This window comes from Streptomyces sp. NPDC050485 (assembly GCF_044458185.1).
Lineage (GTDB): Bacteria > Actinomycetota > Actinomycetes > Streptomycetales > Streptomycetaceae > Streptomyces.
In genome coordinates, this window is sequence record NZ_JBITHR010000002.1 from 297,873 (window position 1) to 311,329 (window position 13,457).

Here is a 13,457-nt window from a genome sequence, read left to right on the forward strand (position 1 = left end):
GTCAGCGGCCCTCGTCGGTGAGGAGCCGGGACCGCAGCTGCTCGACGGTCTCGTCGCGGATCTCGACCCGATCCTTGAGGTAGCCCCGCACTGATCCGTAGCGGGCTTCGAGGCCGTCCAGGACCAGCTCCATGATCACCGCGGGGGCGCGGCCGTAGCTGGGCCACTTCATGACCCGGTCCGGGTTGGCCGCGCGCCAGTCCGCGGCCAGGCGTTCGGTGGCCAGCTCCGTCAGGGCGAAGTCGGCGAGGACGTCCCGCCGGTCCACGTCGAGCAGGGTGAGGACGAACGCCGCGATCAGGCCGGTGCGGTCCTTGCCGGACGTGCAGTGGAAGACGACCGGGCCCGGGGCGGTGGCGATCTGCTCCAGGACCTGCCGGATCTCCCCGGCCCCGTCCTCGGTCACCTCGGCGAACCGGTCGGCGAGGAAGCGCCAGGGGTCGATGCCTGGGTCGATCTCGGCCTGGTCGTACGGCCGGTGCTCGATGCTCAGATTGACGTAGTGGAACCGGTCGGCCTCGGGCACCCGGCCCTTGGCCTCGATCTCCCAGGGGTAGCGCAGATCGATGACGGTGCGCACCCCGAGCTCCAGGAACTTCTCCCAGTCGGCGTCGCGCAGCTTGCCGAGCGAGTCCGCCCGGTACAGCGTCCCGGAGGCGACGGTCCTGCCGTCGGCCGACCGATAACCGCCCAGGTCACGGAAGTTGTGCAGCCGCTCGAACGCGACGTGCCGGCTCATCGGGTCTCTCCTTGGTTGTCGGGCACCGCGCGTGCCGCTGCGGCGAGCTCGCGGTTGCTCCGGGCCGGGGCCGGGTTCATCGCGCCATCACCCGCAGCCCGCGGTCCGTGGCGAGCCGCGCGCGGTCGAGCTTCCCGGACGGCGCGAGCGGCATCTCGGAGACGAGGACGATCCGGTTGGGCCGCATGTGGGCCGGCAGCCGGGTCCGGCACGCCTCGTGCAGCCGCTCGGTGAGCTCGGCTGCCGCGGCCTGCCCGTCGGCGAGGGCCACATAGGCGACGAGCAGGAACTCGCCGCCCGCGGCCTCCTCGGCCAGGGCCACCGCGTCGAGCACCGCGGGCTCCGCGCGCAGCGCCGCGTCGACCTCGCCGAGCTCGATGCGGAACCCGCGCAGATTGACCTGCCGGTCGTTGCGGCCCAGGTACTCGTACGTGCCGTCGGGCAGCCGACGGGCGATGTCGCCGGTGCGGTACCAGGTGCACGGCTCGGCGTCGCCGTCCAGCGTGAGCCGGGGGAAGCGCTCCGCGGTCAGCTCCGGCCGCTTGACGTAGCCCTGGGCGAGACCGGTGCCCGCGATGTGGACTTCGCCCGGCTCGCCGTCGGGCACCGGATTGCCCTGGGGCGTCAGCAGCGCCATCCGGTGGTGCGCGAGGGGCGCCCCGATCCAGGTGCCGCCGGTGTCGGACGCCACCCGCTCCTCGGTGAGCGCGCCGAACGTGGTGTGCACGGTGGTCTCGGTGATTCCGTACATGTTGACCAACGTCTCGGCGTCCGGCCGCAGTTGCATCCACCGGCGCACCGACAGGCGGTCCAGCTGCTCGCCGCCGAAGACGACGTAGCGCAGGGCGAGCTCGACGGGGGTCCGCTCGTACGCCTTCGGCAGGTACTTGAAGAAGCTCGGCACCGCGTTGACCACGGTCACCCGCTCCCGGGCGAGGAATGCGAGGAAGGCCGCGGGACGGCGCGCGATGTCCGGCGGCACGATCACGAGCCGGCCGCCGAACAGGAGGGCGCCCCAGATCTCCCAGACGGAGAAGTCGAAGCTGTAGCTGAAGTACTGCGTCCATGTGTCGTCGGGACCGAACGCGAACGGTCCGTCCGAGCAGGAGCGGAACAGTTCCAGGACCGCGCTCTCGGGGACGGCGACGCCCTTGGGCACCCCGGTCGAGCCGGAGGTGTAGATCACGTAGACCGGTGCGTCCTCGGGCCGCGGCAGCGGGGCGGCCGGGGTCGCACCGGCGTCCCGCGACCGCGCTGCCCGCACCACATCGGCCGGCAGCGCCGTGTTGTCCGGCGCCGTGATCACCACCCGCGTCCGGCTGTTGCACACCATGTGGGCGAGCCGGTCCGCCGGGTAGGACGGATCCAGCGGGACGTAGCCGCAGCCGTGGCCGAGGACGCCGAGGATCGCCGCGACGACCTCCCAGCCCCGTTCGAGGCTGATGCCCACGCGGTCCCCGGGCCGCACTCCGTGCTCCGCGAGTCCGGCCCGGAACTCCCATGCCGCGCACATGAGTTGGCCGTACGTGATCTCAACCGCGCCGTCGGTGACCGCCACGGCGTCCGGGCGCTCCGCGGCCCGCGCGGCGAACACCTCGTACAGGGAGGTGGCGTGCTTCAGGTCTTGCATGGCCTTCCTCACAACAACTCGACGTGGTGGCGGTGTGCGCGACGGAGCCGGTCACTCGGCGGGCAGGGCGGTGAGGGCCGCGTGCAGCCGGTCGTAGCTCTCGTCCAGGTCTTCGGAGACCTCGAACTCCCACAGCGGCAGCCCCGCCAGGAGGGCGCGCAGGTCCTCCTCCACGGCGGCGAGCTCCTCGGCGCTCTTCGCGGTCGCGTAGTCCTCGCGGCAGCGGTCGAGTGCCTCGGTGATGCTCAGCTCGCGGGGTGCGCCGCCCTCGCCCCGGACCAGGAAGACCAGGCACGAAGGCCGGGCCCGGGAGACCAGCCGGTCCTCCAGCGCCTCGGGCACGGTGACCCGGCACTTGGCGCCGCCCTCGATGGCGGCGGCGGTCGCGTCCTGGAGCGCCGTGCTGCGGGCGATCATCTCCGGCGTCAGGTACAGCGCGCGCGGATAGCCCCACAGCACGCCGCCCGGCTCGTCCATGTTCCTGGCCAGGATGTCCTCACCGACCAGGCGCGCCCCGCGGTGCAGCGCCCAGTACGTGAACGTCGACTTCCCCACCCCGGCCGCTGCCGTCAGGACGGCGACCCGCCCGTCGGCCTCGACGGCCCCGGCGTGCAGCGGGTAGCTGCGCGGGGAGCGGCAGATGACGTACAGGAAGAGCCGTTCGAGGATCCAGCGCCCCCAGACGGCGGAGCTGCCCAAGTCGGCCCGTGCCAGGGTGAGTTCACCGGACATGGTCCCCGGGTCGAACACGCAGCGGGAGCTCGCCGTGTCGATCACGATGGGGTCGCCCGTCATCACCTCCAGGTTGTGCGGCGGGTTCGCCGGCTCGACGAGCGGCCCGTCCTGCACCGAGAAGCCGAGCCGCACGACGCGGGTGTGGGCGCCGGACAGGTCGTCCCGCTCCAGCGCCGGACCGAAGAAGTCCCGGACCACGCCGCGCGCCGCGATGTCGTACGAGCACTCGACGCGGTAGCCGTAGCACTCGTGGACGGAGTGGAGCCGGGCGGCGCCGAGCGTCGGGGCGGTGACCCGCATGGTGGCCGACACGTCCTGGGCGGCGGGCACGAGATGGAGCCGCTGGACGTCGGAGTCGGTGGCGGGTCCGCAGCCGGCGCACGGCTGCTGGCCGAACCCGGCGAACCGGTACGCCACTTCCATGATCCGGTTGCGCTCGGTGGCGCGGAAGTCCGCCGTCAGGTGCACCCCGGCGCGGTGGGCCTGGCCGGTGAGCCAGCGCAGGAGCGTCGCGCCGGTACCGAAGGAGACCACCCGGCACGACGTGGCCAGGAGCTTGAGGTGCCACCGGGTGCTGCCGCGTTCGAGCAGCATCACACCGATGGCGCCGTGGCTGCCGAAGCGGTCGTTCAGGCTCATCACGAGCACGTCGTGGTCCGGGTCGGCGAGCAGGGCGCGCAGATCGGCGTCCGAGTAGTGCACCCCGGTGGCGTTCATCTGGCTGGTGCGCAGGGTCAGTTCCTCGACCCGGGCGAGGTCCTCGTCCCGCGCGTGGCCGATGACAAGACGCAGGTCGAGGGAGCGCAGGAACTCCTCGCTGGAACCGGAGTGCTCCTGCTGGGCCTGCTCGCGCTTGAAGCCGGCCTGGTACATCGCGCGGCGGTTCGCGGCGTCCTGGGTCACCTGCGCGGGGCTGAACTCCGGCAGGGCCGTCAACTCCCGTGCCCGCTCGGCCTCGTAGGTGCGGACCGCGGGCAGTTCGTGGGTGACCTCGGCGCGCTCGGCGGGCTGGTCGTCGATGAAGGCCACGACCGACTCGGCGAACTGGAGCTGCCCCGCGATGGCGCGCACCGAGTCCGACTTGCGGCCCCAGCCGATCTGCGGCAGGACGAAGTACTCGGCGAGGCCGAGCTTCTCCAGGCGCGCCCAGGCGTGGTCGTGGTCGTTGCGGCTGGCGACGGACTGCAGGATGCCCCGGGCGTCCAGCTCCACCACGGTGCGCCGGATCTCGTCGGTCAGCTCGACCTCTTCGTCCTCAAGGAGCGTGCCGCGCCACAGGGTGTTGTCCAGGTCCCAGACCAGGCACTTGACCAGGGGTGCGGCGGCCGTGCTCGAAGCCGGCTCTGCTGCGGTGTGCGACATCGTCAGATCTCCCAGAGTGTGGCGGCCCAGGCGGCGACCGGGCTGTTGTTCAGGACGAGGACGTGGTCGCCGCGCTTCAACCCGCCCTCGGCGAGCAGCCGTTGGAGGTTCAGCACGACATCCATGGCCCCCAGGTGGCCGTACTCCGCGAGGTGGAGCCGGCAGACCTGGTGGATGGGCAGGCCGAGCAGGGTCTCGTAGAATTCGAAGGCCCCGGCGGTGACGTTCTGCATCAGGGTCGCGGCGACGTCCTGCTTGCCGATCCCGGCGTCAGCGAGCGTCTCCTGGACGAGGCGGCCCAGGCGCTGCCTGCTGTGCAGGGCCAGCTCGAAGCGGTAGCGGTCCGCGGACTGGCACTCCTCCCGCCACTCGTACCAGGGGGCGGACTTGTAGTCGACGCGGAACAGGTCGTGGAAGGACCCGTCGCTCTCCATGCGGTGCGCCCGCAGCACCGGACGGCCGCCGCGCACCATGGTCATGGCGTACGCGCCGTCGCCGATCACGGTGACCGGGTAGCGCACCCGGTCGGCGCCGGTGGGGCGGCTGGCGTGCGCGATCACCGCGCTCTCGCGGCCGGGGTCGGCCACGAGCAGATCGCGGGCCAGCGCCCACGCCGCGCTGGAGCCGGTGCAGCCCAGCCCGTCCACGGTGAACGAGAACGTCCCGGTGAGCCCGGACTCGGCCTGCACCTGGCCGACGTCCGAACCGAGCAGCACGTCCGGCGAGCGGGGGCTGACCAGGATCAGCAGGTCCGGTGCGGCGGCGGCGCCGAGGCCGAGCCCGCGCACGGCCTCCGCCGCCAGACCGGCGGTGGCCCGCCCCTCGAACACGCCCACCGTCTCCACGCCCGAGTCCCGGGCGAACTCGGCTTCCTCGCGGGCGAGCAGCCCCGTCTCGGGCAGATCGCCCACCTTCATCCGCTCGTCCGGCAGCAGACAGTGGATCGCGCCGATGCCGATCTCGCCGCCCTGCCCGTCCCGCGCCGTCATGCCCATACCGTCAATGCCTCGTCTGCCAGCAGCAGTTGGCTGATCTCGTTGCTTCCCTCGATGACTTCCATCAGCTTGGCGTCCCGGTAGGCGCGGGCCACCACGTGCGAGGACCGGGCCCCGGCCGACGCGAGGACCTGGACGGCGCTCGCCGCGCCGCGCGCCGCGTGCCCCGCTGCCACGTGCTTGGCCAGCACGGCCGCCGTGGTGTGCCGGGGCCGCTGGGCGTCCCAGTCCTCGCTGGCCCGCTCGCAGGCCAGGGCCGAGGTGCGCTCGCCCGCGTGCAGCTCGGCGATATGACGCCGGATCAGCTGGTGCTCGGAGAGCGGGCTGCCGAAGCTCTCCCGCTGGGCACTGTGGCGTACGACCGCACGCAGGCAGGCCCGCATGATGCCCACACAGCCCCAGGCCACCGAGATCCGGCCGTGGGTGAGCGGGGACGTCGCCAGCATCGTCACCGGCAGGCCGGCGCCGCCGAGCAGATGCGTGGCGGGCAGCCGCACGCCGTCCAGGCGCACCGTGGAGTGCCCGGCCGCGCGGCAGCCCAGCGGGTCGGGGACGCGCTCGACGCTCACCCCGGGTGCGTCGGTGGGCACCACGGCCATCGCGGCGCCGTTGCCGAACCGGCCGAAGACCACGAGCAGGGACGCGTAGTACGCGCCCGTCACCCAGGTCTTCTCGCCCCGGACGGTGATCGAGTCGCCCTCGCGGGTGATCTCGGTGGTCATGGCGGACAGGTCGCTGCCCGCCCCGGGTTCGCTGAACGCCACGCCCGCGCTCTCGCCGGACGTGAGCCGGGGCAGGAACTCGGCGCGCTGCTGCGCCGAACCGAACCGGGACACCGTCCAGGCGGCGATGCCCTGCGACGTCATCACGCTGCGCAGCGAGCTGCACGCCTCGCCGGTGGCGGCGATCAGCCGCCCGTTGTCGAGACTGCTCAGGCCCAGACCGCCGAACTGCTCGGGCACATCGGCGCAGAGCACGCCCTTGGCGCCGAGCTCGCGGATCACCTCGCGGGGCAACTCGGCGCTGTGGTCCCACTGTTCGGCGTGGCCCTCGGCGAGCCCCGTGGCCAGGACGGCCGCCTGCTCGCCGGCCTCACTCATGGGAGAGCCCGTCCGCCGCGCGCAGCCGCCCGATGAGTCCCACCATGGCCCGCACGCTGCGGAAGTTGTCCATCGACAGTTCGTCCCCGAGGACGGCCACGCCGTAGGTGGTCTCCACGTGGACGACCAGTTCCAGGGAGAACAGGGAGGTGACCGCTCCCGAGGCGAACAGGTCGGTGTCGGCGGCGACCGCCACCTTAACCCGGCCCTCCAGGAAGGAGAGCAGCTCGGACTCGGTCTCGGCGGCGGTCGGCTGGGCGGATTCGGTGGTGGACACGGTGATCAGAGGCCTCTCGGTCAGGGGTCCCGTAGGGATATCGGTGATGGGGTCAGGATTCGTACGAATAGAAGCCACGCCCCGTCTTGCGGCCGAAGTCGCCCGCGTCGACCTTGCCGCGCAGCAGGTCGCACGGTGCGTACCCGGCGTCGCCGGTGCGGTCGTGGAGGACCCGGAGGCTGTCCACGACGTTGTCCAGGCCGATCAGGTCGGCCGTGGCGAGCGGACCCGTCGCGTGGCCGAGGCAGCCCCGGAACAGCGCGTCGACGTCCTCGTGGGAGGCGAGGCCCTCCTGCACGATCCGGGCGGACTCGTTGATCATCCGCTGGAGTACGCGGTTGATCACGAAGCCGGGACCGTCGCCGACCACGACCGACTCCCGGTCGAGAGCGGTGAGCAGGTCCAGGGTCCGGCCGAGCGCGGCCTCGGCGGTGCGCGGGCCCCGGATCACCTCGACGGTGCGGATCAGGTACGGCGGGTTCATGAAATGCGCCCCGAGCACATCGGCCGGGCGGGCGGTGTGCCCGGCGAGCTCGTCCACCGGGATGCCGGAAGTGTTCGTCACCAACGGCGTTCCGGGGGCGACCAGTTGGGACACCTCGCCGAGGACCTCGGCCTTCACCGCGGGCAGCTCCACCACGGCCTCCACGACGACCGTGGCGTGCCGCACCTCCTCCAGCGAGGCGGTGGTCACCAGCTTCGGCACCTCGGCCCCGCGCGGCAGCTTGCCGAGCAGCTGCCCCTGGCGGATGCGCAGCGGCACGGCCGCGGCGGCCCGCTCCAGCGCGGCCCCGTCCACGTCGACGAGGACCACCGGGACGCCGTGGCCCAGTGCCAGCGCGGAGATGCCGACGCCCATGACCCCGGCGCCCAGCACGGCGAGCAGATCGGGCTGTTCTCGTTCCGTCACGTCGTCCTCACTTCTGCTGATCGGGTTCGGGTGCGAAGCGCTCCCCGAGGAGTTCCAGATAGGCCGGGTCCTTGGCGCACAGGTGCCGCAACGCGGCGCGCAGCAGCTCCCCGGTGGGCCGCGGGCTGTGGCCGCCCGCGACCAGCCAGGGCCGCCACGCCTCGGCCTCCACCAGGCTGTCGGCGCCCTCGTGGTCGGCGAGGTCGTAGAGCGCCATGCTGGCCAGCACCTCGTTGTCGCCGGCGCGGGCCCGGTCGGCCACCGCGGACAGCCAGCCGGCCCGGCTCAGCCGCTCGGTGGGCAGCCCGCTCTCGCCGAGCAGCTCGAACAGCCGCTGTGCGCCGAACCCCTCGGGGCCCACCAGGTGGAAGGCGCGACCGGCCGCACCGGGCGTGAACGCGAGGTCGACCACGGCCCGCGCCACCAGATCGACGGGTGCCATCGGCATCGGCCGGTCGTCCTGGGGATGCGCCCCCGCGGCGAGCCCGGCGGCCAGCATCCGCCACAGCATGTCCTTGGGGTTGCAGGCTCCGTCGACGGTGGACCCCAGGATCAGACCGGGCCTGAAGACGCGCACCCGCATGCCGTCCGGCTCGGCGCGCTCAAGTAGCCGCTCGCAGACCCACTTGCCGACGCCGTAGCCGCCCTGGGCCGGGTCGAGCGGCTGCTCGCGGCTCTCCAGGGTCCGCCCGTCGGAGCCCAGCGCGGGGCCGGTCGCCGCCAGCGAGGAGACGAAGCTGAACTCCCGCACCCCGTACTGCCGCGCCCAGCACAGCAGGCCGAGGGTGGGCAGCACGTTGTCGTCGCGCAGTTCGCTGTACGGCTCGGTGAACACGACCCGGGCGGCGCAGTGCAGGACGTGGCCGACGCGCCGGGCCAGTTCGCCGTCCCGGTAGTCGGCGCAGACCTTGTCCACCTCGCGCAGGTCGCCCACCACCACCCGGATCCGGTCCGGGTCCGGTGCGGGCAGCCCGTAGGAGGCAGCGGCCGCGCGCAGCCGCTGTTCGCCCTCGGCTTCGCCGTCGGCCCGCACCAGGCAGTACACGCGGTGCGCCGTCGTGGTCAGCAGCTGGTGCAGGAGGAACGCGCCGAGGAAACCGGTGGCCCCGGTGAGCAGGACGTCGGTCCCCGGGGCGGTTCCCGGCGCCAACTCGCCCAGCGGCAGCGCGAGATCGGCGTCGACGAGGCCGCCCTCGCCGTCCGCGATCTGCTCGTCGGCGGGTGCCGCTCGGGTGGCGGCCCGGCCGGCCCGCACGGTCGCGGCCAGCTTGCGCACGGTGGCCCGGCTGCCGCCGGCCCGGTGCAGGTTGACCAGGACACCGAGCCGCGCGTGGATCTCCAGACCCATCCGGACCGCCAGCAGCGACGTGCCGCCGAGCGCGCCGAACTCGTGGTCGAGGCCGATCGACGCGGTGCCGAACAGCTCGGCCCAGATGCCGAGGAGTACGTCCTCCACGGTGTCGGAGCCCGCCGCGCGTCCGGTCGCGGACGCGGCCGGGGCCTCGGGCGCGGCGGCGGCGCGCAGGTCGACGCCGTCGAGGGCCCAGTGGCGGCGCCGTTCGTAGGGATAGGTGGGCAGGGCGAGCCGCCGTCCGCGGGCGCCGCGCGTGGCGTAGGCCCAGTCGACCTCGGCGCCGTGCAGCCAGGCCGTGGTCACGGCCTCGTCCAGGGCGTCCGGGTCGGGCAGGCCCTGCGGGCCGAGCACGAGCAGCTGCCCCTCGGCCCTGGTGGCATCGGCGGACAGCCGCAGGACGTGGGCGTCCGGCGCCGGACCGGCGGGCGCCCCGCCGGCCACCTCGGCCCGGCCGTTGAACACCTTCACCAAGTGGTCGAGGAACGTGGCCGGTACCGCGTCGTCCGCGACCAGCACGACCATGCGGGAGGCGGCCCGCACGGTCCGCGCGTACGGCGGACGGGGCAGCCGCAGCGCGGCGGCGAGCCGGTCCGGGGCCGCCGTCACGACCCGGCGCTCGGCGAACGAGCGGCGGCCGACCCGCAGGGTGTGGGCCACGTCCCCAGCAGGGGCGCCGGCGTCGAGCCGGTCGGCCAACAGGCGGGACAGCGCGTCCAGTTCGGTGCGGGTGCGGGCCGACACGACCAGGCGCACCCGGTCGGCCTCCGGTGCCGCCGGTCGGGTGGGAGCCGGCGGCGGGGCGAGCACGACGCTGGCGTTGGTGCCGCCGAGACCCATCGAGTTGACCAGGACGTGCCACTCCTCGCCGCCGTCGACGGGCGCCGGCTCGGTGGGCACCCGGAACGGGCTGTCGGCGAGCACGCCCGGGTCGCGGGGGTGCTCGAAGGACGGGTGCGGCGGCAACACACCGGTGTGCGCGACGTGGACGCCCTTGATGAACCCGGCGATGCCGGCCGCCCAGCCGGCGTGGCCGATGTTGGCCTTCACCGAGCCCAGCGCGCAGCCACCGGGGCTCGGCTGCGGCGTACCGGCGCTCTGGGCCGCGGCGCGGAACCCCTCGGTGAGACCGCGGAGTTCGAGGCTGTCGCCCAGCTGGGTGCCGGAGCCGTGCGCCTCGACGTACCGGAATGTGTGCGGCGCGGTGTCGGCCACCGCGAGTGCCCCGGCGACGACCCCGGCGAGCCCCGTGGCGCTGGGCGCGGTGAAGCCGGAGCGCATCGAGCCGTCGTTGCCGACCGCGCTGCCGCGCACCACGGCCAGGACCCGGTCGCCGTCGGCGAGCGCGTCCGTGAGGCGGCGCAGCACCACGGCTCCCGCACCCGCGCCCGCGGCGGTGCCGGTGGAGCGGGCGTCGAAGGGGCGGCACTGGCCGTCCTCGGACATCACCCCGCCAGGCTGGTAGGCGTAGCCGACCAGCGGGTCGCTGACGGCCGCGCCGCCGACGACGGCCAGATCGCATTCGCCGGACAGCAGGCTCAGGACGGCGTAGTGCACCGCGGTGAGCGAGGACGAACACGCCGTCTGCACACCGACGGAGGGCCCGCGCAGGCCCAGTTTGTACGCGACCCGCGAGGCCAGGAAGTCGGACGTCCCACCGAGCGTGAGGTCCAGGTCGTCGACCGCGGCGGCGAGCCCGCCCTCCCGCAGCCGCACCGCCTGCAGGGCGACCGTGTAGGGGCTGGGGCCGCCGCTGGCGAAGACGCCGACGACGGGTCCCATACCGGTGGTGGCGGGGGCGTGCCCGGCGGATTCCAGCGCCTCCCAGCACACTTCGAGGAAGAGCCGCTGGGAGGGGTCGATGAGCTCGGCCTCGGCGGGCGAATAACCGAAGAACTCGGCGGCGAACAGGTCCACGTCCGGCACGGTGGCGGCGACCGGTACGAACGCGGGGTCACTCAGCTCCGCATCGGACAGGCCGGTGGCCCGCAGCCGCTCCTCGGACTGCGCACGCGTCGATACGGTCCCCGACACCAGGTTGGTCCAGAAGGCGTCCTGGTCGGGGGCGTCGGGGAAGCGGCAGCCGACGCCGACCACCGCGATGTCCGTCGCGCGGCTCATCAACACTCCTCCGAGGCGTCGGAGCGGCTGCGGCCGAGCAGCTGGGAGCGGGTCCGCGCGCCGAGGCCCGCCTCGACCGCGGCGGTGGCGGGCCCGGCGGCGAGCAGGGTGGCCTGCGCACGGACGGTGGGGTGCTCGAAGAGGTCCTCCAGGGCGATCTCCCGCCCCACGAGCTCCTCCAGGTGCTCCTGGAGCACCATCACGAGCAGCGAATGGCCGCCCGCGTCGAAGAAGTTGACGTCGGTGTCCTGGACCTCGGTGCCCAGCACCGTGCTCCAGATCCGTCGTATGCCCTCGATCGGATCCGTCATCGCTGTTCTTCTCCAGTCTCCGGGCCCTTGCCGGGCCGTTCGGCGTGTGCGCCCTGGGGCGCGGGGTGCGGATCGAGGACCGGGGCGTCCGGGTGGGCGGCCAGCAGGTCCGCGGCCCGCGCGAGGCCGCTCAGCAGGCCGTCCACGGTCGGCCGGTCGAACAGGGCCGTCGCACCGGCCAGTTCGAGCTCGATGTGGTCGTCGGTGTCCCGCAGCGTCAGTTCGAGTTCGTACTTGATGCGAAGGCCGGGCGGCGGCAGCTGCCTCGCCCGCACCCCGGGCCCGAGGTCGGGCACCACGGGCGGCCCCGTCACGGTGGTCACCAGGACCGGGGTCACGGGCGGGCGGCCCAGGCCCCGGCCGGGATCGAGACCGGCGACGAGCGCTTCGAAGGGAACGTCCGCGTACCGGTAGCTCGTCAGGCTCTCTTCCCTCACCGCCGCCAGGAGTTGGCGCCAGGTCGGGGCGGCCCGCAGGTCGACCCGCAGCACCAGCGTCCTGATCAGCATGGCCACCGCCTCGGTTCCGGCGGCGGTCTCCCGGCCGGCCCACGGGAAGGCGAAGAGGAAGTCGCGCTGGGCTCCCGACCGCGCGAGCACCGCGGCCAGCAGGGCGGGCGCGGCCATCGAGGTGGTGGCGCCCGCCGCGGCCAGCACCGCGCGCAGCCCGGAACTCGTGGCCGCCGGCAGCCGGACGGTGCTGCTGTCCGCCGCGGTGTCCTGCGCGGAGGTACGCGCCCGGTCACGCGGCAGCGCGATGTCGGTGGGCGCCCCGCGCAGCCGCGCGAGCAGCGCCTCGGTGCGCCCGGCGCGCTCGGTGGCGTCGAGCGCGGCCCAGCCGTCGGGCAGCGCGCCGGGGTGGACCGCCGGGGGCAGTTCGGGCCGCCGGCCCGCCACGACCGCCCGGTACGCCTCGCCCAGCTGCCGCAGCAGCAACTGCTGGGCCCAGCCGTCGGTCACGATGTGATGGCACACCAGGGCCAGTACGGTCCGGTCGCCGACCGCGGCGATCTCGGCGCGGGCCGGAGCGTCCTCGGAGAGGTCGAACGGGGTCCAGCAGAACTCCCGCAACCGCTCGGTGAACGACTCCTCGTCCTGCCCGGTCCGGTCGCGCACCACGACTTCGGGGGCGGTGCCGCCGGTCGTGTAGAAGACCTGCCTGCCGGCGCGGTCGAGGGCGAACCTGGAGCGCAGCGCGGGGTGGTGTCCGAGGACGTGACGGAGGGCTCGCGCCAGCGCCTGCCGGTCGACCGGGCCGGTGAACTCCACGACGGTGGGCGCCAGATAGGCGGCGCGCTGGCTTGCCAGCCGGTCCAGGAACAGCATGCGCTGCTGGATCGAGGTCGCCGGGTGGCGGCCGTCCGGCCGCTCCGGCGGTGCCTGCTCCGCCCGCACCTCCTGCTTGTCGCCCCGCGCCGCGTCACGCAGCCGGGCGAGGCCGGCCACGGTCGGCTGGGCGAGGAAGGCGCCGAGGGTGGGCGCGCCGCCGTCCTCGCGCTCGATGGCGGCGAGCATCCGCACGGCGAGCAGCGAGTGCCCGCCCAGCGCGAAGAAGTCGTCGTCGGGTGAGAGCACCTCCGTTGACGGCGCTGACGCCGCCGTGGGGAAGGCGCCGAGCCGGCCGTCGGCGGCCAGCGCCGACCGGAACCGCTCGCTCGCCCACCGCTGTGCCGTATCGAGGGCGGCCGCCCGGCGCTCGGCGCGCGGCAGCGGGGCGCCGCGCAGCGCGCGCAGCGCCCGGAAGTCCGTCTTGTCGTTCGCGGTCATAGGCAGCGCGTCCACCACGTGGACCGCGCCGGGCAGGACCGCGGCGGGCAGCCAGCGCAGCAGCGGCCGGACCAGTTCGTCGTGGGGGGGGGGGGGGGCGGGGGCGGCCCCCCCCCCCCAACCCCCCCCGCGCCCGGGGGGGCCCGCGGCGGGGCCCCCG

Annotated in this window: 10 protein-coding genes; all 10 read right to left on the reverse strand. The window is 74.1% G+C overall.

Annotated elements, in window-relative coordinates; all coding sequences use genetic code 11:
* Nucleotide 1: 1 nt before the first annotated feature.
* Complete coding sequence (locus ACIBK6_RS05050; RefSeq protein WP_399048862.1) at nucleotides 2–739, reverse strand: tyrosine-protein phosphatase; 738 nt, start codon at nucleotides 737–739, stop codon at nucleotides 2–4.
* Nucleotides 740–815: 76 nt separating this feature from the next.
* A complete protein-coding gene (locus tag ACIBK6_RS05055; protein ID WP_399048864.1) occupies nucleotides 816–2,369 on the reverse strand; it encodes an amino acid adenylation domain-containing protein in 1,554 nt (517 codons plus the stop codon).
* A 51-nt stretch (nucleotides 2,370–2,420) separates the two neighbouring features.
* Nucleotides 2,421–4,466, reverse strand: coding sequence for an HAD-IIIC family phosphatase (locus tag ACIBK6_RS05060; protein ID WP_399048866.1), 2,046 nt, complete (start codon nucleotides 4,464–4,466; stop codon nucleotides 2,421–2,423).
* 2 nt (nucleotides 4,467–4,468) lie between these two features.
* Complete coding sequence (locus ACIBK6_RS05065) at nucleotides 4,469–5,455, reverse strand: 3-oxoacyl-[acyl-carrier-protein] synthase III C-terminal domain-containing protein (protein WP_399048867.1); 987 nt, start codon at nucleotides 5,453–5,455, stop codon at nucleotides 4,469–4,471.
* A complete protein-coding gene (locus ACIBK6_RS05070; RefSeq protein WP_399048868.1) occupies nucleotides 5,452–6,561 on the reverse strand; it encodes an acyl-CoA dehydrogenase family protein in 1,110 nt (369 codons plus the stop codon). The genes ACIBK6_RS05065 and ACIBK6_RS05070 overlap by 4 nt, the downstream gene beginning before the upstream one ends.
* Nucleotides 6,554–6,838 (reverse strand): phosphopantetheine-binding protein, encoded by a 285-nt coding sequence (locus tag ACIBK6_RS05075; protein ID WP_399048869.1) that lies wholly within the window; start codon nucleotides 6,836–6,838, stop codon nucleotides 6,554–6,556. The genes ACIBK6_RS05070 and ACIBK6_RS05075 overlap by 8 nt, the downstream gene beginning before the upstream one ends.
* 52 nt (nucleotides 6,839–6,890) lie before the next feature.
* Nucleotides 6,891–7,748 carry a 3-hydroxyacyl-CoA dehydrogenase family protein gene (locus tag ACIBK6_RS05080; protein WP_399048871.1) on the reverse strand — a complete coding sequence of 286 codons (858 nt, stop codon included), beginning with the start codon at nucleotides 7,746–7,748 and terminating at the stop codon, nucleotides 6,891–6,893.
* Between the two features lie 7 nt (nucleotides 7,749–7,755).
* Entirely contained in the window at nucleotides 7,756–11,220 is a 3,465-nt protein-coding gene (locus ACIBK6_RS05085) for a thioester reductase domain-containing protein (RefSeq protein WP_399048874.1), read from the reverse strand.
* Nucleotides 11,220–11,531 carry an acyl carrier protein gene (locus ACIBK6_RS05090; protein WP_399048875.1) on the reverse strand — a complete coding sequence of 104 codons (312 nt, stop codon included), beginning with the start codon at nucleotides 11,529–11,531 and terminating at the stop codon, nucleotides 11,220–11,222. Before ACIBK6_RS05090 ends, ACIBK6_RS05085 begins: the two co-directional genes overlap by 1 nt.
* Nucleotides 11,528–13,297, reverse strand: coding sequence for a condensation domain-containing protein (locus ACIBK6_RS05095; protein ID WP_399048876.1), 1,770 nt, complete (start codon nucleotides 13,295–13,297; stop codon nucleotides 11,528–11,530). Before ACIBK6_RS05095 ends, ACIBK6_RS05090 begins: the two co-directional genes overlap by 4 nt.
* Nucleotides 13,298–13,457 lie beyond the last annotated feature (160 nt).